This is a genomic window from Dokdonia sp., from assembly GCF_039945015.1.
GTDB lineage: Bacteria > Bacteroidota > Bacteroidia > Flavobacteriales > Flavobacteriaceae > Dokdonia.
The window spans coordinates 118,271-140,809 of the sequence record NZ_JBDUXP010000030.1 but is presented as its reverse complement, the minus strand read 5'-3'; the positions used below and the strand labels follow the sequence as shown (position 1 = coordinate 140,809).

Sequence of the window (22,539 nt, the reverse complement as noted above, 5' to 3'; positions counted from 1 at the left end):
AGTCTGTTGATCAGTTTTATAAGATGATCGGCTTGGTGGTGGGAGGGTTTTTTATAGAAGTCCTTCCCAAAACTTCCCTAGAAATGGATTTTCAGTCCATTGTAGTACTCTGCCTATTGAGTTACAATCCTCTTTTAGAATTGATGGGACTCGAACCCATAACATCTACGTCCTACTGTTGTTCTAACCGCTGAACTACCTCTTTCGAGAGTGGGAGTTGAACCCACGACCTACAGTGTGTGATTATTATTTGGTCAACAATCAAACCTCTATGTCAAGTTGGATATACAGACATCATACAAAAACTGTAATACTGTATACAATAGTGCTATATAGAAACACCCAACAAGACTTGCATAGTGTGAAACAGATATGAGTCGAACATATATCTTCAGAGCTTCAATCTGACGCTTATACCACATAAGCTACTGTTTCATATGTACATCAATACATGACATTGATGTACGTGCCTCCCGAGAATCGAACTTCGGACTTACAGGATATACCCGCTGTGCTAGCCATTACACTACAGACACTCTACTACCGATAACATTGGCAGTATATTATTGAGAGCGCCGTAATGTGCTAACTCCTATACTAGTTAACACGTTTACTCAACACATAGCAATGCTGTTATGTGCTGCTCTAACCCACTTTATTCAGAGAGCGCTCCTTTGTTTTTTAATAATAAAATCGTTTGGAAAATATAATCCCGTCATACCCCTTTGTTATGACGGGACACTTCTTACTTAATAACCTAACTGATTCCAAACGATTAGATTCATATTGTTATAATAACACTGCAAATATGAAACGTTATTGCGCAGTGTTTTTGCGCAGTACTTATTTTCTTGTTTTTTATAAAAAAATCTTCTTTTTCATGTATGTTTCCCAGTGGTGTTTTATGGGTTATCCGCAGATTTTAAGGTTCCGTAGCTTTTTGTGAATAATAGCTCCTGATAGTGCTTATATTTTTCTTAATTTAACAAACAACTAACAGTTTTTTAACACCTTATACCAATCAAAATGAAAAGAATTACTACAATTTTTCTGTGTCTATTTTGTGCATTTACATTTTATGCGCAAGACAACTCGATGCAAGCAACCTCGTTTGATACTGCTGCATATATGCGAGAAATACCTGCATTATCTTCTATGGATAATATCATTGCCGCCAAAGGGCTTGAACATGTAGCACCTCCCAAAAGAAGAGGCTCAAATACGTATGTACCAGGTAAAGGGTTACCTGCAGGACCTGATCCGTTAATACAAAAACAAATAAATACACAGGCAGTTCCTGGAAGAGCTCCTATAACTTCTTTTGGAGCACATCAAGGTACCGTGCTTAATGATCCTACTGGAGCCATTGGCCCTAATCATTATGTATATGCTTTTAATTCTGGATTTGGAATTTTAGATCGTTCTGGAAACGTATTGGTTCCAGAAGCATCCTTAGCAACATTATTTCCTGGAGAAGATCTTGGAGATCCAGTGGTTGTTTATGACCGTTATGCAGATCGTTTTATTATCATGGAATTTAGTGATACTCCAAATGGATTCTTAATTGCTGTAGGACAAGGACCAGATCCAGTAAATGACGGATGGTTTACATATCGTTTTAATACAGGTAGTTTTCCAGATTATGAAAAATTATCTATCTGGGCTGATGGATATTACATCACAGCAAATAAAGATCAAGGATCTATTACTTCTAGTGAAGTAGTATTTGCTGTTGAGAGAGATGAAATGCTAGTAGGAAATCCTAATGCACAATTAATAGGATTCCCATTACCAGGAGCATCTAACAATGGCTTTTATAGCCCTGGAGGATTTAATGCTACAGGACCTACATTACCACCAGTAGGAGTACCACACCCTATTGTATATATGCAAGATGATGGATGGAGTGGCGTATCACAAGATCACTTAGATATTTGGAATGTGAGTGTAAATTGGAATAACCCAACAAGTTCTTCTATCTCTGCACCACAACAAATTAATACAGCTGCTTTTGATGCCGTGTTTAATGGTGGATCATTTAATAACCTAGATGAGCCTGGAAATGGCCCTAATATTGATGCCATCCAAGCAACCATGATGTATATGACAAATTATAGACGTTTTGGAACTCATAATTCTGCCGTGATGAACTTTGTAGTTGATGTAAGCGGAAACGATACTAAAGCTGGAATACGATGGTATGAATTACGCCAAAGTGGAGATAACCAACCTTGGACAATTCACCAAGAAGGAACCTACTCGCAACCTAATCATAGTACATTTTGTGCAAGTATAGGAATGGATTTTCAAGGAAATATAGGTCTAGCATATACGATAGTAAGTAGTTCTGTATTTACTTCGCTGCGTTATACAGGAAGATTAGCATCAGATCCTTTAGGAACAATGACTGTGGCAGAGCAAACTATTGTAAATGGAAATGCACAAAACAATCGATCTGATGGACGTTATGGAGATTATGCACAACTTACTGTAGATCCAACAGATGATTTAACTTTCTGGCATATCGGTGAGTATATGAATGGTGGAGCATCTACCGTTAGAAAAAGTCATGTGGCTGCATTCCAAATTGGTTCTGCAGTACCAGATTCGGACCCTCCATCAACACCTACAAGCTTAGTAGCATCAAATACAGGTGCAACGAGCACTGATCTATCATGGAATGCTTCTACAGATAATATAGCAGTAACTGGGTACGATGTATATCAAGATGGTGTTGTCGTAGGAACGGCTTCAAGCAATTCTTTTACAGTAACAGGATTAACTCCATCAACGAGTTATGCCTTTTTTGTTATTGCAAAAGATGGTGCTGGAAATCAATCTGGTCAGAGTAATACTGTAAATGTAACGACAACTGATGTGACAGCTTGTAGTGGTGGTATTTCTGCTCCATATTCGGAGAGTTTTGAAAGCTCTATAGGTGATTGGACACAGGCAACTGGAGATGATCTAGATTGGACACGTGATTCTGGAGGAACACCGTCTAATAATACAGGACCTTCTAGCGGTGCTGACGGAACATGGTATTTATATGTTGAAGCTTCTGGTAACGGAACAGGTTTCCCAAATAAAAGTGCAATTTTAAATTCTCCATGTTTTAATTTAAGTGGAGCTACGCAAGCAACGTTCTCTTTCCAATATCATATGTTTGGATCTACAGATGGAGGAACTTTTGATTTAGAAGCGAGTAATGATGATGGAAACTCATGGACATCTATCTGGAGTCAAACAGGAAACCAAGGTAATCAATGGAATACTATTGATATAGATCTTGCAGCTTATGTAGGAAGCGGCGTTCAATTACGTTTTAACAGAGTGACAGGAGGAACCTGGCAGTCAGATGTTGCTATAGATGATTTAGGACTTTCTACTTCAGGAGGTGCAGATACAGAAGCTCCAAGTAATCCTACAAGCTTAACAGCTTCAAATACGACAATGACGACGACAGATTTAAATTGGAACGCATCTACAGATAATGTAGGAGTAACTAGTTATGATGTTTTACAAGATGGAGCAGTGATTGGAAATACTGCAAATACCTCTTTTAATGTTACAGGATTAACAGCTTCTACAACCTATGATTTTACAGTAGTTGCAAATGATGCAGCAGGGAATCAATCAGGAGCTAGTAATACAGCTTCAGTGACAACAAATGGTGCAGGAGGTTCTGGATGTACTGGAGGAGTTTCTTCATTCCCATATTCTGAGAGTTTTGAAAGTTCGTTCGGAGCTTGGTCACAAGCAACTGGAGATGATCTAAATTGGTCACGTGATTCAGGAGGAACACCTTCTAATAATACAGGTCCTGCTAGCGGAGCAGATGGAACATTTTATATTTATGTTGAAGCTTCTGGTAACGGAACAGGTTTCCCAAATAAACAAGCCATTTTAAATTCACCTTGTTTTGATTTAAATAGTGCTTCTCAAGCGACCTTCTCTTTCCAATACCATATGTTTGGATCTACAGATGCAGGAAGTATTGATTTAGAAGCTAGTAACGATGATGGTAATACTTGGACGTCTATTTGGAGTCAAACAGGAAATCAAGGAAATCAATGGAATACAGTAACACTTGATCTTGCTGCATATGTTGGTGGAGGTCTTCAGTTACGATTTAATAGAGTTACAGGTGGTACTTGGCAAGCAGATGTTGCTATAGATGACCTATCTCTTACTACAGATGGAGGAACTGGTAATAATTGTGCTGCCGATGCATTAACACTTACGATCAATCTTGATAATTATCCAGAAGAAACAGCTTGGACATTACAAAACTCTGGAGGCGCGACAGTAGCTAGTAATAGTTACTCTACAGCAAATCCTGATGGTTCTACAGTAGTAGAAAATATAAACGGTCTAAGTTCAGGAGATTATACATTTACAATCACAGATGCTTTTGGTGATGGTATTTGCTGTGGATTTGGAAATGGATCATATACACTAGAAAGTTCTGAAGGCGTTATTGCATCTGGAGGTGATTTTGGAGCTTCTGATGTCACTGCTTTTTGTGTAGATGATACTAAGTCTCCTGCATTGAGAACACAACCACTTGCAGGACAGGATAATGATATGTTTAAAATATATCCTAATCCAGCCAAAACGATACTTCATATTGATGTACAAGATCATAGAGTAGATAATATCAAAGTATTCTCTATGTTAGGTATGTTAGTAAGTGAGACTGATGATTCAGGAGTCCGTAGTATTGATGTGTCAAACTATAAAACAGGAACCTATTTTGTCAGAATTACTTCTGGTGATACAATTATTACAAGAAGATTTATAAAGCAGTAAGTTTATGTATAGGTAGGCTATAACTAAACGTTACTTAAAATAAGACCTCCATTTTTATGGAGGTCTTATTGATTTATACAATTAGTGTTTATAGATACATAGCTTTTACTAATGTAGCAGCTGCTATATTAAGCCGCTTAGTGATTACTTTGCGTCTATCTTTTTCTATAATATCCCATAAATCATTATGCTCTTTTGTAAAATCTATTAAAGCATCTTTTGCAAATAAACCAATGGTTTTTCCAATGGTCTTTATTTGAAAATCACCTAACTTGCTTTGTACATTTACAAGACGATTGTCTGTGAGATAACTGTTTAAAATATTCCATAAGGTGGTTTCTTCTTCTGTAAATTCAATAGGTTTTACTACTTTTTTTACTTTAGATTTTTCAGACCATTTCTCATTTTTATTTTTTAAAATAACACGAGATCCATTACGGAAGATTCTATTTTTAGTAGGACGTATCACCACACCTTCACAAAAATTGTTTTCCATTTCTGGGAAACCTAACCATAACGGGATATGAGTATTAAAGACATTAGGATATTCTAGACAGTCCTGAAGGTTTCCTTCAAAAAGTGTTTTTGCATAAAATATATTTAATGTCTCAAAATAAGTGTTGGCCTGATGCACATCAAGATAATATTCTTGGTTTATACATATGTCAAAAGCATAAAAGTCATTCTTTGGGGAATAACTAATTCCTTTTTGCACTTTTACCATAATAGGATTTTTTTTTACTTCTGGATGCTCATAAGAACCTCCAAATAGTTCTCCGTATACATGAATAGTTTGTACTTCGGGGATATCATTTTTAAGTAAAGAAAATAATCTAAGAATACGTTCTTTATAGGTGTCTACCACAAATAAGTAATTGCAAAATTGTTCACCTTCTTCGATGATAGTAGTTCTCTTAGCAACGTATATGTTTTTCCCATCACAGATAAATGAGAAATTTGCGCCATGTACTTTTTCTTGTACTACAAAAGTATCTTTTCCATATCCGTGAAGGTGTATTTGTTCAATCACCTTTTCTCGATAGGTGTTTTCAATCGTGTTATATTTTTTAAACATGAGTATTTTTTTAAATGTTAAACAATAGAAATAATGCAATATGTCATTGCAAGTCAATGATGATCTTCTTCTTGTTTATATACTCATAAGATCGTAGTAGGGGTGTTTTCGGGAGTCGAACCCTGTTATCTAGATTCACAGTCTAGTACTTTACCACATAAGTTAAAAACACCATTTGTGCTCATAGAAATGAGCTTTTTAAGATAACCTGATAGGATTTGAACCTATACTGCCAGAGTCAAAGTCTAGTATGCTGCCGTTACATCACAGGTTAATATTGCAGATCTAAAAGGATTTGAACCCTTACTCCAAGGTTCGTAGCCTTGTGTGCTATCCATTACACCATAGATCTATATTGTACGCTACATAGCATTGGAAATAAGAAGTTAAAAGAGCTATGCGCTCAGTATATTCCAAATGAGGCTAGCAGCGTACCTCCAACTAAAGTTTTTGTTAGGCTTATTATATGCGTTACAATGATTCTTAAATACGCTTTCGCGAAAGCGTACTCATCAAAAATCATATATGACGTCTTGTAAATTTTAATAAAAACGATTTGAGAATACCGTCGTTTTAGACATGCTTTCCGAGGATTATAGCCAAAGCTTTCTCTCGTTTTCCACGCTTTTCCTTTTCGCATTGGGAAGTACGTACATATCTGATGCCTGTATACATTGTAACCGTTCGGCAACTTAGACTAGGCTTGCATAGCGGTTCTATATTGTCCGCACTTTGCAACTACAGGGGTTGGCTCCCCCACCTTTAACAAGCGTCCCTTCCTAGGGCGGCTTGAAAGAATGTTTACCACATGATAAAGGCTTGCGACCTTCACCATCCCATATATTGCAATGGGTTTAGGCAACTACTAACTGTTACAACGCCTGAAGTCTTTTGCGATTGGTGCAGATTGAACTGCTTTCCTCCAGATTAAAAATCTAGTGCTCTACCAACTGAGCTAAAAGACAGGGTATGTCTCTCTGGGACTTGAACCCAGGCATAGGTTGACCTAGAAGAAGGGCTTCAGAGATGGCTTCATGGATTTTTGCCCACAAAATACCAACCTTCTCCTTGTAAGCTTCTCAGCTTACGGTATATAAAGTCGCCGGGCAGTTTCCTGCTTGGTAACTCTCAATACTACTATCAGCGCCACCCTAATGGATAGTTAGTATGTCACCGATAATTACAACTTTTCCTATTGATGTCTCCATCTCAAGCCTATTTTTAAGTCGGCTATATCTCCCTAAATCTTCTCAGCGGTCGCCCCTGAATTTTCATAGAAATATGTTTATTGCTTGCTTACGTGTACTCTTTTTTAAAAATAAAAAGTCTCCATTTGCTGTGTCAGCAAAAAGATTTATCCTTGTTACCAAGTTTATCTAAGGACGATAAGCCGCCCTTATCTACCACATAGTGATAGGTAATCGTTATTGTGCTCCACCTTGGATTCGAACCAAGAGATCGCAGGGCTTAAACCTGATGCCTTTTCCAGTTTGGCCAGCGGAGCATTATGTATTTATTATAAATACCTAGTAGTACAGGAAGAGAGACTCGAACTCTCAAGATCTTGATTCTAAATCAAGCGCGTATACCATTCCGCCATTCCTGCAATTTGTAGTATTCCGTAGGGGAATCGAACCCCTAATTCCACATAGAAAGTGTGGCGTCTTCACCATTTGACCAACGGAATAATATGTTGGAGTATCAGGATTCGAACCTGAGACCTCTACCATGTAAGGGTAGCACTCTACCGCTGAGTTATACTCCAAATTAATGTGTTGGGGCATTAGGACTCGAATACTGAAACAAGTTCAGCACAGGCTCTAAAACCTCCGGTTAATGAGACCGGCACGCTAGCCAATTGCGTCATACCCCAAGTTGATATTGTATGCATTAGTGTAGTATGCAACATAAAACACGAGTCTGAACCTTCTACCATATAAGGGTAGCGCTCAGACTTGAGCGTGCTTTTAGAACTATACATTTGTTGAGGTATTAGGATTCGAATACTGAAACAAGTTCAGCACAGGCTCTAAAACCGCCGAGGCATCAGCTCGGTGCGCTAACCCATTGCGCTATACCTCAATATTGTACTCCATAAGGGAATCGAACCCTTGTCGTCCGGTAGAAATGAGCTTGTGAATTCAACAAAACTTATTTCTCAAATATGTATCAAGAGTTAAAGCCGAGTGCACTAACCACTATGCTAATGGAGCATTATTGTCTGAGAGACAGGATTGACGTTGTCTTTCCTGCTGCTACTCATTGAGAATCAAATTCAAGTAATCTTGATATGATTCTTTCGTCTGAGAGGCAGGATTCGAACCTGCAACCTCCCGCGTCCAAGGCGGGTAAACTATCCGTCGTTATCCTCCCAGAAATTAAGACTGTCTAAAAAGTAACTTAATACGTCATTCTGAACTTGTTTCAGAATCTTACCGCATTAGTTATCAATGTAATGAGAAACTGAAACAAGTTCAGTTTGACGGAAATTATACCTTTTTAGACAGCCTCTTTTAGATATCTAGAGCTTGCATATTGCGATCACAAACTCTAGATGAAAGTCCCTTCTAGACTTTATTTGGTATTGAGCAGTACCGATGGGATTCGAACCCACAACCTTCCGAGAGACAGTCGGGCGCACTAGCCGTTGTGCTACGATACTATATGAATACCTACTAAGATTCGAACTTAGACTTAGGGATTAGAAATCCCTTGTGCTTCCGTTACACCATAGATATATATTGGTCTATGAATAAGACCATGTTGAGCAGTTACTGAGATTCGAACTCAGACCCAAAGAGTGGAAGTCTATTATGCTGCCATTAACACCATAACTGCTTGTGTGGAAGTAGTAGGACTTCCTTCGACAAGCTCAGGATAAACTTCTCGTCTTTATAATATATTTTATTAACGAGACGGATATTTTATCATAAACTTGATAATCATTTTGGTGGAAGTAGTAGGACTCGAACCTACAAGCTTCAAAAAGACCTGATTTACAGTCAGGCGAGCCAACCAATTGCTCAATACTTCCAAATTATATCATTTTAAAATTGAATTGGTATTATAGAGACAAGAACGAGATTCGAACTCATAAATAACGGGTTTGCAATCCGCTGCCTTAACCATTCAGCCATCTTGTCTTTTGCGATACTGATAGGATTTGAACCTATACTTTGAGAGTTAACAGCTCCCAGCTCTACCAGTTAAGCTACAGTATCGTATGCGGAGAACAAAGGGATCGAACCTTCACTGCTGTAACACAGACTCGATTAGCAGTCGAGCGCAACAAACCAGTATTTGTCTATTCTCCATAGCGGAAGGAGTGGGAGTCGAACCCACACGAGTCGTTAACTCCTAACTGTTTTCAAGACAGCGACCACCGCCAGTTGGCTTGCCCTTCCATAAGTTGACACGATGAGGATTGAACTCATAACCTCCCGGTTAAAAACCGGGGGCTCTACCAGTTGAGCTACGTGTCAGTGTGTATATTTGTTATATAATAATGACTTATAATTATTTAATGGGCCATTACTTTCTAACACATATACGTTGGTTTTTCAATATGTCAATGATCGTTGTGCATAAAAAAAGACGCCTTGTCTGGGCGTCTTTTTTATAGTGTGAGAAATCGATATATGCCTATATGCGTTTCTGTTTTTGTTCTATAAAAAAGACATGTCTATCTGAGTCAATATATAAGCCGAGCGCTCTTTGTTCGACGCGACATCCTCGATGTAGTCTAAAACTCGGTATCATATTTTGTGTTTTCATGTGTTACGTTTTAATTCTATTTAGAAACAACATATCATTGTTTCTGATTGCGATGCAAAGATCGAACTATTTTTGAATTATCCAACTAAAAATTAAATTTATTTTATTGATAATCAAGTAGTTACATTTAAAATTAAGCATAGATCTCCTTGTCCGTCTGATGACAGATATTGGACTTTTTTGCAGTAGACTGTCTCTCTGTTGCTTAGCTTCCAAATGGATCTTTTGTTATGTGGTTATAATTTTTTCAATAGATGAAATTTATTTTTATAAAAATGTTGTTTAATTTTCAAATGGTTTATAATTTTCGGTTTTAGGCATAAAAAAAGCGCCCAATTTCTCGGACGCTTGCTTTATATATGTTTGATTTTTCTTAATTATACTATCATTGTGTAAAATCTTTAAAATACATACAAGCGTCCTTATCCATGACGATAAATTCATTTATCCCACGGTAATCGCACCACTGACTTAACAGTGATTTCGGTGCTGTATGTTGTATTCTTCGTATCATTTACACTACAAATATGTTATAAATTATTGGGTTTTGAAAAATATCACTCTAATTTTTATTGAAATGTTTGATTTGCACTACTATATATTTAATGTTTTTCCTTCTTTTAGATATTCTTTTTTGACTCCCTCAAGAATGGCATTATAGGTAATGGTTGTAGTACCTCCCGCAATTGTTTTTAAACAGGCATATTGTACAATGTTTACAATATTTGCACCTGTAATAGCAAATTGTCTAGAGATTTCTTCTAATGAGATATTCTCTTCTAGCGTAATTCCTTCTGGTAAATTATTGTCCCATAATCGCAAACGTTCTTTATGTGTAGGGGTTTCAAACTCTATTATGGATTGAAAACGGCGTGTAAAAGCAGTATCAATATTATTTTTAAAATTGGATGCGAGAATGACCAAGCCTGGATGTGCTTCTATGCGTTGTAATAAATAAGATACTTCTTGGTTTGCATATTTGTCATGCGCATCTCTTACATTGGTTCTTTTTCCAAAAATGGCATCGGCCTCATCAAAAAATAAAATCCAATCTTTATTTATGGCTCGATCAAATAAGCTCGATAGATTTTTTTCTGTTTCTCCAATATATTTTGATACAACCATAGAGAGATCAATCCTATACACATCTTTATTTGTGTATTTCCCAAGTAATCCTGCGGTTAATGTTTTTCCAGTTCCTGGAGGACCATAAAACATCACACGATATCCAGGTTTGATTTTATTTTTCATGTTCCAATCGTTGAGTAAAATCTCATTGTATTGTAACCAAGTTTGTATCTCCTGAACTTCGGTAATGGTTTTGTCATTAAGAATTAAGTCATCCCAAGTAAGATCTGTTGTTACTAAACTCGCTGGGAATTCTTGACTTAATTGAGGTTTTATCTCTAGACCCGTTGTAAGCTTTATGAGGTACTCATCATTAATAATAAGTTTTCCGCTTAATGTAGGTTCTCCTCTTGGAACTGATTCTATATAGAGTATCTTATCTTGAAGTAGTTTATTATTAGATTGTATGGAGGTAATGACTTTTAAACGCTTGTCAATATCATTTCCTGCTAGAATATATACAGCTGTCTCTACCGTAGGTAATATGCCTCTATGGTTTTTACCTTTAATCCCTCCAAATTCTGGAAACTCACCTCCATTAGGTAAAAAATTAGAAATTATAGCACTTAGAAAATCAGGTGCTATATGAGGGATCAATGCGAGACTTAAGCATATAATTTCGTCAAAGGAAAGTTCTTCTTCTTTTAAGAATACAGCCAAATGTGATTCACTATGTGTGATATCAAGTTCTGGAATGTCTAGTATTTCTTGTTTTAACTCTAAAGAGAGTCTATAAGTAATATATTTTTCTAGATATAATACTATAGGTCTTAAAGAGTGAACGTTTTCTATGGTTAATGCGTTATGTATCATCTATTATTATTTTATGTTGTTATGTTTTTTAGTACGCTTTCGCGAAAGCGTAAAAAGCCATATCACTATACGTTTTACTATTTTAAATTAATGGATCTATAGAGAAAATATCTATGTTTGATTTTTTGAAATTACGTGTGCGTTTCATCGCAGCAATCCCATTTCTAGATCCTTCATGATTGGTATTTCCTTCGATGGTTTCTATCGTTGTTCCATCTATATCTATTACAATTCCTGTATGTGTCCAGTCTAATCTTGATTTTTTAATTAAAAAGATATCTCCAGGCTTAACAAGGGAAGGGTTATTATTTATCTGGCTATTACGATGCAAAATTCTTTTTTCAAGGCCAGCATTCCCTACGATATCGCAGCTTACTGTTTGCGGCATTAAGGATGTAAATTTTTTACCTTGTGCAGAGGCGGCTTGATCTATAATCATTTGTACAAAGCCCATACACCAAAACCAAATAGAACCATCATGACCATCCATATAACTACGCACCCAAGGACCACTATTAGATTGTCCTTTTATGATGAGTTCTCGTGGGTGAGATTTGACATGATTTTCTGCAACTTCAAGAACTAAACTCCGAAGATCTGAACTCTGTAATGGTTTTTCAAAAGCATCTCTCATAGGGCGACATAATTGATCAAAGAGTGCTTGTGTTACCATACCAGAAGGGATAATATCTATTGCTTTTTGATAGTTCTTTACGGCGCGTTCTGTTGCAGGGCCATAATCACCATCTATGCCCGTTGCTGTACCAGCATTAGGATGATTAATTGCATATAGAGACAGCCAAGATTGTATTTTGCGTACATCATTTCGGTTATTAGAACCTTTTCTTTTCTGTGTTCCTTTGATGATCAATTCTTTTTTATAATCTGTTTTTTTCATGGTGTGTTGATTTTGATAATGCGTTTTAAAAAAATATGATCGTTTTAAGAAGAAAACATTAGTTGTTTAAACATCTTATTACGTATCAATTTTTCTCCATTTCTCCATTTTAATTTTCTCCATTTTTTCTCTGTTTTTTTTAGCAGACTTAACCATATCAGGTACAATATGTTCTATTTCTTTTCTTCTATATCTCAATGCTTCTGCAATGTCTTCGTTTAATAGCTCTTTATGTTCAATAGCATATTCTGTTATCTGGTCGTTCTCATCGTAAATCGCAGCGTTTTCTATTCTTTTTTTTATTTCAGAAGAGAATTTTGAATTAAAAAAATCAATAGCTTCAAAGAAATCAATAGTATTAAAAGGAGTATTTTTAAATTGCTCCCAAGTATTATCTATTAACTCTTCTATGCCAATTGTAGCATAATACAAATACCTTAAGAAATTTGAAGTTATTTTATGTACTTCAGGAATTTCGTATTTATAGGTTGTAAAAAAATACTGATGAATAGTTAATTGTATTTTTTTGTCACTATTCTCAATCCAAAATTTATCTATATCGTTCATATTTATATATCTAGAGTGTTTTTAAATGGTTGATTATATCCTTTATTAGTATAGGGTTAGGCTGAATGTTTCCACTTACATATCTTTCAAAAGTTCTTGTTGAAATACCAAATCGGGCAGTTACATCTTCTTTAATTTCTCTTGCCGATTGTGTTTGTTTAACTCTATTATACTCTACACTTAAAGTAGCTGCATTATTACTATCGGCTATACTTTGATACTGGTTTATTTTTCTTGTTAATGCAGATTTTACAGATGCAGAATCATTTTCAGAAAATAAGAATACTCTTGCTTCAACGTCTCCATCACTATTAGTAAAATTACCGATACTCTCTCTAATACTACTTAAATACCCTATTCTAATCAAATAATTAGCCCTGTCTGATGCAGGCTCAATAATTTGTTCTGCTAACGATGTTGCAGAAGAAGCACTAATAGCTGCAAGTAATCTTGCTCCTCCTTCTCCAAGTGAAGTAAATCGAGTTAGGTTTTCTCTTCCTGTTTCAGAAATAATTACTGAAGGAGCATCACCAGGAGCTCTTGAAGGTTTTGGCTTTATATTAAAATCAAAATTGACATTATTAAAAATGGCTCTTTTTGTCGTATAACTATTATCTGCTTCTTTTTGAAGTTCTTCTGCCTGTATTGTTAATGACTCTGGAAAATCTCCCATATAATCTGTTCCAGGTTCCTCGTCTCTATATTTATTTACAGTTACTTCAAATGCATAAATTCCATTTTCATTCGTTGTTAATTCACTTACCATTCTACTTTCAATAGCGCTATAAAATCTTCCATTATCTGAGCCATCAGCGGGGACTAAATTCCAAGTAACTCCAGGTCCATGCATACTTAAATTATGTAATAAATGAAATCTAACCCAATTCATTACTCTAATTGTTCCACTCCTGTCAATACCAAGATCAAAAGATCTCACATGTGCCCACCCCATTGGATCTTGGCTTGGATCTGAACCTGTGGTATTTCCAGGCACATTTGTTAACGGGTAAGCTTTAACAAATTTTGCTTTTCCTCCTTGCGCACCATGGGTTACTTCTGTCTCAGGAAGTTCATTACCACTATCAATGCCTCCAGCAACTACAGCATTCCTTATTTCATCTAGTTTTGTTTGTATTTCTGATTGTATACTTTCTACACCCTGTTCGTCACTACTTGATAAGTGAGATTCAATAAATATAACAAGTTGAGCTCTGAGTTGATCTGCACGTGAAAGCTGTGATTCTTGCTCAGGAGTATCAGTATCATCATTTGCTTGCTCGTTTTCAATTTTGTTATGTACATCATCAGGATTATTACTAGCCATCATAATGGTGGCATTATTACCCTGCATAGTAATATACAATCGATGATCTTCCTCATCTTCATCTCTAAATGTAGATTCTATAGAATTTAGTTCTAAACTATTTTCGTTTTCTCCTTCAACAGGATCTCCATTTCCACCTAGTCCAAGTGCACTTAAAAATGCTGTCCCAGCTGCCATGGCTCGATCTATTAACCAATCAATACCTTCATTAATCATTGCCCGAGTACTTTCAATCATCTCAGCAATTTTCTCACTGATATCCCCTAATCCTAGTTGTTTTGCTAAGAAGGATATAGCTACAGGGATTCCATCGGAAAGAGCGGTCTCTAAGAAATTGGCAGCCGATTGTATGTTTCCGCGTGCTATATCGGCAATACCCGCTACAAACGAGTTGACAATCTCTAAGATTTCTCTTATTTTTTCTATAAAAGATACAATAGCATTAAATGCTGTTTGTACTCCTCTGATTACAGGCATAATTCCTGTAACATCTAAGAATGATAGAAGCCATCCCATAGCTTGTTGAATTACTCTTTCTTGGATGAAGCCCATAATGCCCTCTTTTATGACATTCCATAAATTGCTTATCTGTCCTTGTATATATTCCCAAATAGCAATAGGTCCACGTTCTATCACATCTCGTACAAATGTCCATATGCCTGTAAGTGTATCTAGTACTGATCGTATTTGCTCTACACGTTCTGGTCCAATTCTTATGGCTAAGCGTTCTAGTATATTGTCCAATGTAATTCCGAGTACATCCATCGCCATGCCGAGTAAGGATCGAATACTTAAATCAGATGGAATCTCTACACCTGCATCGGCGAGTGTCCCAAATAACCAAGTTTGTAGTCCACTTAATAAGTGTGTGCCTATATTAGTAAGGAATTGGATGAAACCATTTTTAAGTGCATCCATCAAGTTCATTAAGAAAGCGACCGGATCATTTTTGATGTCTTCAAAAGCAGACATGGCATTTGCGATGATATTTGCAATCATATCGGGTGGAATCCCCATGATTTCTAGAATCAACTCAATCAGAATTTTAACGACTTTTACTATAAAAGTGAATAGTTTGACTATAGGTTCTCCAAATTGTGCTGTGATTCGTTCAAAAGCGGGGAGAGGATCTACTAGATCATCTATGGTAAATGAGTTCCATACATCTGTAAAGAGTTGGATGATATAGGCTGGTGTCATGCCTAACTGAGCAATTAATGCTTCTATTTGTCCCGCAGCTCTAGGAATTACACCCGATTCACTTAATTCTTGATACTTTGCTTCACCACCAGGAACTAGTCCCATAAAACCTCGAATGATGTTTTGAACAGACCTGAGAACTACTTCGCCAGTGAGTGGGTTTTCTTGGATAATCACGGTAAGAAGTGTGAATCCAGGAATCTCTGCGGCAACCGTACTAAGCCATCCTAATAAAGCATCTTTTATAAGTTTAAGAACCTCTATAGCAACGGTAGAAGCAAAGTCCCATAATCCTTCTAAAAATGTACCTGCTTGTGTCGCTAGTGATGTAAGACTGTCTAGAATATTAGGTAAATTCTCTGGTTGAATAGCATCCCAAGCAGCATCAATTAGGCTCGTTAACTGCCCTAATAAAGACGTAAATGCTCCCATTTGAGTATCTAACCAGTCTGCAGTTTCTTGAAGCGTTCCTCTTTCTCTCATCTGCTCCAACTCGGTTTCTTTCCCGATCAGGATGAGGAAATCTGCTAATATTTCTACTGTTTCTGCATCTACTTCTTCATCACGTAAAGGGTCATAACTAATTACTTTCTTAAGAAGTGACCATGCTTGATTTTCTTCTAGATAAGGCTCTGCAACATCAATAAGTGCTTCTTTTATCCATGTGAGTAATTGGTCAGTAAGGGAAGAGATAAATCGTATGACTCTATTTAATAAGGTGTCAAATTTATCTGTTAGAACATCAAGCGCATTTGTATATGGAAATTCTAATCTTTCCCATGCTTCTCCTATCAAATCGAGTATTGCTGTCGAACTTAAACCAAGCTCATTGAGTTGTCCGCGCACCCAGTCAAAGGCTCTTTCTAAAATGCCATATTCTTGAAGTTTATCAAAAATGGCAGGTCCAGCCACAGGAATTAACTCTAAGAGTCCTTGTACAAGATTAATGGCAGTTCTATCTACTCTTTGGCTTGTAATTGGATTGTACTCTATAATAACCGTAAATAAGGTATATCCAGGAATACGTCTAGCAATGTCTCTAATCTCATTTACAGCAATGCTGGGTAAATCACTAATAGCAAAACCTTGAACCATCTCTGGGACAGATGATATTTGTAATGGTTTCTGTTGAATATCGGCACCTCCTTGTTGTACCGTGTGTGTTAACTCGTGTGCTAGTAAATGCTTCCCAGAATCACTTCCAGGATTGTAGTTTCCTTCATTAAAGTAAATATCGCTTCCATTGGCAAAAGCTTGCGATCCTAATTGCTGATTCATTTGCACGGCAGCACTATCATTATGCACACGTACATTACTAAAATCTGCTCCAAAGCCAGATTCCATTTCTCCTTTAGTGTTGTTATCTAGTGGACTTCCCCCACCTTTTGAACTTTGTAATGTACTTTCTATAGAAGGACTTACAGTGCCATCGTCTCCAGAAGCTTGTTTTTGTAACGTCTGAACTTCCTCATCCTCTTTTTCTTGAACTTCCTCTTCCTCTTTAGCTTGCACATCTTCGTTAGACATGTGTTGTACAATAGAAAGAGTAGGGGTTATGTCAGGAGAAGCTTCTTTAGTTTGTACTGTATTCTCGGTGGATGATTCTTGAGATTGCTCTTGGTCAACGCTCATTTGAAGTTCACTTTCTTTAGGTGCGCTCTCTTCAGTTTTTTGAACCTCTTCGTCCTCTACTTTTTGTAAAGGAGGAATTTCTTTAAGTTGTACTCCAGGAACAATAGTATCTACGACAGGTTGTTGTTGTATTTCTGTTTCTTGAGATTCTTGTTTTTGTACTTCTTCTTCTGAGTTTTTTTGAATAGAAGGTACTGCTGGAAAGAATGGAGTAGTGGAGTCGTTACTTTTTGCTACGATTTGGTCGGCAGCTTTATCTGCTTCTACTTCATATTTGTCTCCGGGTTTTCCTACATCCAGTTTTGGCTGGATAAAAGCAGGACTCGATCCAGAGCTAAATAAGCTTGAATTTTGAGATGGTGTACTATTTTTATGTGCAGCTGAGAACATGGTTCTATCACTTTATGTTGAAATACAGGGGAGGTTGTCAATATATAAATGCTTAGTTGTTAATTTTTTTGCGCTTTCGCGAAAGCGTATATCTAATGCTTAGTTTTAATATTCATTATATTTTTTTTAAATGATTATTATAAGTGATTGTTTTAATAAGTTTAATTTTTAAAACCTATCTGTATAATGACAAGTTCCTCCATGTTCTTTACAGATTTTTTGAATAATTCGCGCCTCTAAAGCTCCTTCTTCATAAAATGATTTTTCTACAATTCCTATGTTTATAATCAATTGAAATATTCCTTCAAATATCACTGTAGTTCGCATTTCGATAGATAGATTCATATCCAAATTATTTTTGAGATCTATTTGCTTTTGTGCTTCAAGAAGATCTTCCATATTTGAAAAATCCGCAATTGTTACGCAAAAAGTTAGGTCATCAGGTGTTGTTCCCATGAATTTCGAACTTTCATCAAAAGCCTCACTCTCAATAAATACATCTTCTAATAAAACAGACTCTTTTAATGGTTTCTTTAATTGTAATTTAATATCCCACAAAGCACGCCAGGTACCTCTAAAATCTTCATCTTCTGGATATTCACAAAAGTAATCTGACCTACAGAACCTTATGTTACCTTCTTTTGCTCGAACGGGACAATCAATATCCTTTAAAATAGTTTTAAAAAAAGCAGGAGTACCTTTATAATCCCTTTCCCATTCTGAAAAAAATAAGATGTCTAAAGTTGTTCTGTTTTCTATATCTACTAAGGGACTTGCTAGATAAATGGCCATAATTTTATGTACTTTTAAAAGTTATTTTAACAAAATAAGTATATTTTGCTTTGTCTTTATTTCCTTCTCCTTTATTTACCTTGGCAGGCATTACGATTAAGTCATTTTCTTTACCTGCAAAATTGTAAAACCCTTTTCTATCTTGTTTGACTCCTTTCACTCCATCGGAATTCCAATGTGCAGAGACTTTCGGATCATGCTCCATAGTAGGTTCTTGGTTTTTTACATTTTTATCCCAGTATTTATTTTTATACCAATATTTATTTGGATTTTTTGGGTTCATTAGTCCAATATTTCCTTTTTTTGTTGGTTTGCCTTTTGGAGTTGAAAGCATTTGTCTAAGCCTTTCCTGAATATCAGAATTATAACTAGTACCATAATATCGCTTTCTTAATGCTCTGCTTCTATCCTCATGCTTTTTAATTATAGCTGCTTTCAATTTATACTGCCCCCCTACAACCTCTACATCATTATCAGGATGAGGTGGTAGTGCTGTAAAACGATAAATACTTGGATTACGAGTGTCCTGTTCAAAAACCCCATCTTCTTTTAATTTACCCATTATTTGATTACAGATATCTTGAGTATAAATAGTAGGATCATTAGGAATTTTACTAGCTTTTGCACTCGCATTAAAGTCTCTTATATCTGTCCAAGTTATGTCATCCTTCAATGCTGAATGATTATGCCCTTTACTGGATACTTCTTTGACCGCAAGTACTACAATCTGTGCAGGGCTAAGTGTTTTAAGAGAATATAGCTTCCCTTTTTGACCAACCAAGTTGACTGACATATTGGGGAATATTCTTCCATTTTTTCTACCCCATTGGATATCATCTCTTGCAACACGTACACTTATACCAAAACTCTTTTTCCAATCCTGTGTATCAAAATTAGATTGAAATACAGCTTTACTATGCGCTTCTTGAACTCGTACTTGAATAGGATCAGTCTCATCTACTTCATAAGTAGTTACATGTGTGCCTTTACTAGCTCTCCAATCATATATCCATTTTTTTCCTTTCTTTTTAGGAGTAATTGATTTGAAAATAGGATGTTTCTTTTTCGTATCTGCTGCAATTTCTTTAGCATCTTCTTTCGTTATCTTTTTATTCTTATCTGCGTCTTTAACTTTGGAAATTTTATCCAAATATTTTAGTCCCTTTTCTACTTTTTTATCGTGTTCTTTTGTGTTTTTCTTATCCTTTACATCTTTTTTAGTGACTTTCTTTCCTCCTTTTCTCTTGAAAAGTTTCTTCGCCTTCAGAATAATCTTCTTCATCGCCTTATCGATCTTCTTACGAACTTTTTTGATGATCTTCTGAACTTTACCAGTAAGACCCGTAATTCCTACCAATGATGCTAAGAATCCTATTAAGACAGGAATGGCTTTGGTCAAGGCTTTTTCAATACCTTTAGCAACTGCAGAAACATTTCCAGCAGCCAAGGCTTTAATACTATCCATAAAGGCTTGGACTAGTTCAAATATTTGGGCAGCTCTCTCCACAAAGAACTTCACAATATCAATAATCATCATCGCTGCTTTTACAAAAGCACCTGCAGGGCTCATGAGTCCAAGAACCCATTTGATCCCAGCTTCAATCACTTTGGTAATGACCATATCCCGAATGGCATCCATGACCATTTCTTTCAGGTTAGAGAATTGTTCTTTAATGTAATCCCATAGCCCTTCAACTCCCTTATCTTTAACAATGGTGAAAATCTCAACAGCTTTTTCCATACCAGCCACCACTGTTTCTCCCAACATTTTAACGGCTAAACTTCTAAAATAATCCCAAGTCAGTCCTAGCATTTGTGTCACCAAACTAAAAATACCTGAAAGACTAAACAGGTTATCTGGAATTTGAATTCCTACATTTCCTAAAGAACCTGTTAACCATTCTATTAATCCTTGAATGATGTTCTTCTTGATGTTTTTACCAAAGTTTTCAAATCCTTGCTTAACGCCACTAATTAAATTACTCAAGAATCCTATTGGGTCTGAAATGATGGCCCCAATAGCACTAACAACTGCAGATAATAGTCCTAGTAATAGGTCTTTTATCTTCATAATGGCCTTCACTACCGCTTCTAAGGCTTTTAAAGCCCCTCCGATCCAACCTGCACTTACTTTTTCTTTTATTTCATCAAACTTCCCACGAAGTGAATCAACATTTTCTTTATAGGATTTAGCTAATCCCTTTGCTAACTCTTCTTGTTTTTCATAAACGGTATCTTCCAGATCTGAATATTGATCGTTAAAGTCGGTAAAAGCATCTTCAGCCAATTTCTTTTGAGATTCATCTAGGCTATCAAATTTTTCTTTGGACAACCTTTTTCCTTCTGCTATTGCGTCCAATGCTGCATTTAAACCATCAGAAATAATGACAGAAATATCATCAAGAACGGTATCCATTTTAGAAATAAATTTGCTCTTTTCTTTTCTGAATAATCGTTCTATTGCTTCTGTATCTTCTCCAAATAACCAATCATCTACAACAGTCCACCCATAGATATCTCCAAGTCCGTCTTCTACATTTTTTTCAAAAGATTTTTGAGCACTCTCTGCTTCAGAACTAAATTTCTTATCTACATCATCAGATAGTTTCTCAAGACTATCTGTTACTGTTTTCTTGGTATCGTTATAGATCTTTTCAAATTCTCCATAGATCTTTTCTTTCTCCGTTTTATCGCTGTCTTTATTTGTTGTTTGATTTTGTAATACATTACCTTCAGATAATACTTTGGCTGCTTGCATTTGATCTAGACCTTGTGTACTATCTGCGGTTGCAGTTTTTTGCGCTTTGGATAATTGTGCTTTTTCTTTTTTGCGATATTTAATAGGAGCAAGCTTAGCTTCTTTTTGCGCCGTATTCTTTTCCTCAAGAGCCCCTGTAAATTTTGGTTCATTGGATTTTGCTAGTTGCTCATCCTTAATTTCATTATCAGCCATATAACTATCCAAAGACTGACTCTCTTTTTCCATAGAGATTTCCTGAGATGTTTTAGGCTTTGGTACAGATGCTTTGGCATCTAAAGGCTTAGGAGTTGTCCCTGGATCAGCAGGAGGTAAGGGAGTTGCTTCTACAACAGGCGAACCAACGTCAGGAGCTGGTTTTTTTGCTTCTTGCTTCATAGGCCCAGCAAGCTTATCACTTTCACCAGTTACTTGTCCTGAGATGTTTTCTTTTATTCCATCAATAGGTTTGTCATCTCTAAACTCCTTAGCTTCATCTGAGTTTTTAGGTAGCTTATTCTCTAAATCATTAAGATTTGATTTAAGCATATCTTTAAATCCTTTAGGAGTAAAAGGTTCTCTTTTCTTTTCTGAAACTGCATTTAATGATTCGGCATGTGCTTCTTGATTGCCTTTCTTAGTTTGTGAAGCGGGTGAAGCATGACCTGCTGCTTTTTGTTCTCCTACTTTGTTTGTAGGATCTGGATGCTGCGATTTTTCTGTTTTTGCATCTTCTGTTTTTTTAATCTGAGTTTTAAAGGCAGGATCATCTTCTGGACGGGTAGGGGCTTTTGGGATAGCGGCTTCTTTGACCTTTTCCTGTTCAACATCTTCTTTTTCTTCTTCTTTAGATTCCTCTGTTTTTTCTACCGAATTAGAAGCCGATTGTGATGCTGTAGTTTGCGTTGCAGTTGCATCGGCAGTGGTTGTATTTGCTTGCCCCTCACCAGCGGGTTTTGAGGATGTATCCTTAGTATCAGAAACTGATTCATTTCCTTCACTTTTTTGTTGATCCTGCTTGCCTTCTCCTTCTTCTTTAAGAGAAGTATTGTTTTCTCTAGTATTTTTTGATGTCGTATTTTTTGAAGAAGGATCACTAGTTTCTACCTCTGGAGTTACAGTTTGCTGCGTTTCTTGATCTTGATTTTCTTGTGTTTGAACTTCTTCTTCAGATTGTTTTTGAGATGCTGGAGAGGCTTGAAAAAATGAAGATGATGATTTCTCTGTTTTTGCTGTTGCTTGGTCTGCTGTTTTATCTGTTTCTACTTCTTGGTTATCTCTTGATTTTCCATTGTCTAACTTAGGTTGAATAAAGGTATCAGTGTTTTTATTCGTTATAGACGAAGATAGAGTAGAAGCAGATGAATTATTTTTTGCAACAAACATGTATTATTTAA

Annotated in this window: 8 protein-coding genes and 20 tRNA genes; 1 reads left to right on the top strand and 27 read right to left on the bottom strand. The window is 36.2% G+C overall.

What is annotated here, in order from left to right; genetic code table 11:
* Nucleotides 1-362: 362 nt before the first annotated feature.
* Nucleotides 363-435, bottom strand: a tRNA-Phe gene (locus ABJD27_RS20370).
* A 30-nt stretch (nucleotides 436-465) separates the two neighbouring features.
* Nucleotides 466-536, bottom strand: a tRNA-Tyr gene (locus ABJD27_RS20365).
* A gap of 490 nt (nucleotides 537-1,026) precedes the next feature.
* On the opposite strand from ABJD27_RS20365, the gene ABJD27_RS20360 reads away from it, so the two are divergent.
* A complete protein-coding gene (locus tag ABJD27_RS20360) occupies nucleotides 1,027-4,812 on the top strand; it encodes a T9SS type A sorting domain-containing protein (RefSeq protein ID WP_348163784.1) in 3,786 nt (1,261 codons plus the stop codon).
* An 88-nt stretch (nucleotides 4,813-4,900) separates the two neighbouring features.
* Here ABJD27_RS20360 and ABJD27_RS20355 read toward each other — a convergent pair whose 3' ends face one another.
* The 25 genes from ABJD27_RS20355 to ABJD27_RS20235 form a co-directional block, all read right to left on the bottom strand.
* Nucleotides 4,901-5,887 carry an RNA ligase, Rnl2 family gene (locus tag ABJD27_RS20355; protein WP_348163781.1) on the bottom strand — a complete coding sequence of 329 codons (987 nt, stop codon included), beginning with the start codon at nucleotides 5,885-5,887 and terminating at the stop codon, nucleotides 4,901-4,903.
* Nucleotides 5,888-5,988: 101 nt separating this feature from the next.
* Nucleotides 5,989-6,059: transfer RNA gene (locus ABJD27_RS20350), tRNA-His, on the bottom strand.
* Nucleotides 6,060-6,090: 31 nt separating this feature from the next.
* Nucleotides 6,091-6,161, bottom strand: a tRNA-Gln gene (locus ABJD27_RS20345).
* A gap of 6 nt (nucleotides 6,162-6,167) precedes the next feature.
* A tRNA-Arg gene (locus tag ABJD27_RS20340) sits at nucleotides 6,168-6,239 on the bottom strand.
* A 1,078-nt stretch (nucleotides 6,240-7,317) separates the two neighbouring features.
* Nucleotides 7,318-7,391, bottom strand: a tRNA-Leu gene (locus tag ABJD27_RS20335).
* Between the two features lie 29 nt (nucleotides 7,392-7,420).
* Nucleotides 7,421-7,493, bottom strand: a tRNA-Leu gene (locus ABJD27_RS20330).
* A gap of 9 nt (nucleotides 7,494-7,502) precedes the next feature.
* Nucleotides 7,503-7,574 (bottom strand) — tRNA-Glu (locus ABJD27_RS20325).
* Between the two features lie 6 nt (nucleotides 7,575-7,580).
* Nucleotides 7,581-7,652 (bottom strand) — tRNA-Val (locus ABJD27_RS20320).
* Nucleotides 7,653-7,662: 10 nt separating this feature from the next.
* Nucleotides 7,663-7,760: transfer RNA gene (locus ABJD27_RS20315), tRNA-Met, on the bottom strand.
* Between the two features lie 215 nt (nucleotides 7,761-7,975).
* Nucleotides 7,976-8,100, bottom strand: a tRNA-OTHER gene (locus ABJD27_RS20310).
* An 89-nt stretch (nucleotides 8,101-8,189) separates the two neighbouring features.
* Nucleotides 8,190-8,262, bottom strand: a tRNA-Pro gene (locus ABJD27_RS20305).
* Between the two features lie 214 nt (nucleotides 8,263-8,476).
* Nucleotides 8,477-8,549, bottom strand: a tRNA-Asp gene (locus ABJD27_RS20300).
* Nucleotides 8,550-8,653: 104 nt separating this feature from the next.
* Nucleotides 8,654-8,725 (bottom strand) — tRNA-Gly (locus tag ABJD27_RS20295).
* 110 nt (nucleotides 8,726-8,835) lie between these two features.
* Nucleotides 8,836-8,921: transfer RNA gene (locus ABJD27_RS20290), tRNA-Tyr, on the bottom strand.
* A 36-nt stretch (nucleotides 8,922-8,957) separates the two neighbouring features.
* Nucleotides 8,958-9,030: transfer RNA gene (locus ABJD27_RS20285), tRNA-Cys, on the bottom strand.
* 5 nt (nucleotides 9,031-9,035) lie between these two features.
* Nucleotides 9,036-9,108, bottom strand: a tRNA-Asn gene (locus ABJD27_RS20280).
* Between the two features lie 5 nt (nucleotides 9,109-9,113).
* A tRNA-Ser gene (locus ABJD27_RS20275) sits at nucleotides 9,114-9,200 on the bottom strand.
* Between the two features lie 4 nt (nucleotides 9,201-9,204).
* Nucleotides 9,205-9,291, bottom strand: a tRNA-Ser gene (locus ABJD27_RS20270).
* 5 nt (nucleotides 9,292-9,296) lie between these two features.
* A tRNA-Lys gene (locus tag ABJD27_RS20265) sits at nucleotides 9,297-9,369 on the bottom strand.
* Between the two features lie 886 nt (nucleotides 9,370-10,255).
* Nucleotides 10,256-11,602, bottom strand: a complete 1,347-nt coding sequence (locus ABJD27_RS20260) for an ATP-binding protein (RefSeq protein WP_348163778.1) — start codon at nucleotides 11,600-11,602, stop codon at nucleotides 10,256-10,258.
* Between the two features lie 82 nt (nucleotides 11,603-11,684).
* Entirely contained in the window at nucleotides 11,685-12,500 is an 816-nt protein-coding gene (locus ABJD27_RS20255; protein ID WP_348163775.1) for a peptidoglycan-binding protein, read from the bottom strand.
* Between the two features lie 78 nt (nucleotides 12,501-12,578).
* The gene (locus tag ABJD27_RS20250) at nucleotides 12,579-13,067 is read right to left on the bottom strand and encodes a hypothetical protein (protein WP_348163772.1); all 489 of its coding nucleotides are present in this window, start codon (nucleotides 13,065-13,067) and stop codon (nucleotides 12,579-12,581) included.
* Nucleotides 13,068-13,077: 10 nt separating this feature from the next.
* Nucleotides 13,078-17,613 carry a DUF4157 domain-containing protein gene (locus tag ABJD27_RS20245; RefSeq protein WP_348163769.1) on the bottom strand — a complete coding sequence of 1,512 codons (4,536 nt, stop codon included), beginning with the start codon at nucleotides 17,611-17,613 and terminating at the stop codon, nucleotides 13,078-13,080.
* A gap of 168 nt (nucleotides 17,614-17,781) precedes the next feature.
* Nucleotides 17,782-18,405, bottom strand: coding sequence for a hypothetical protein (locus tag ABJD27_RS20240; RefSeq protein ID WP_348163766.1), 624 nt, complete (start codon nucleotides 18,403-18,405; stop codon nucleotides 17,782-17,784).
* A gap of 4 nt (nucleotides 18,406-18,409) precedes the next feature.
* The gene (locus tag ABJD27_RS20235; RefSeq protein ID WP_348163763.1) at nucleotides 18,410-22,528 is read right to left on the bottom strand and encodes a hypothetical protein; all 4,119 of its coding nucleotides are present in this window, start codon (nucleotides 22,526-22,528) and stop codon (nucleotides 18,410-18,412) included.
* Between the last annotated feature and the right edge of the window lie 11 nt (nucleotides 22,529-22,539).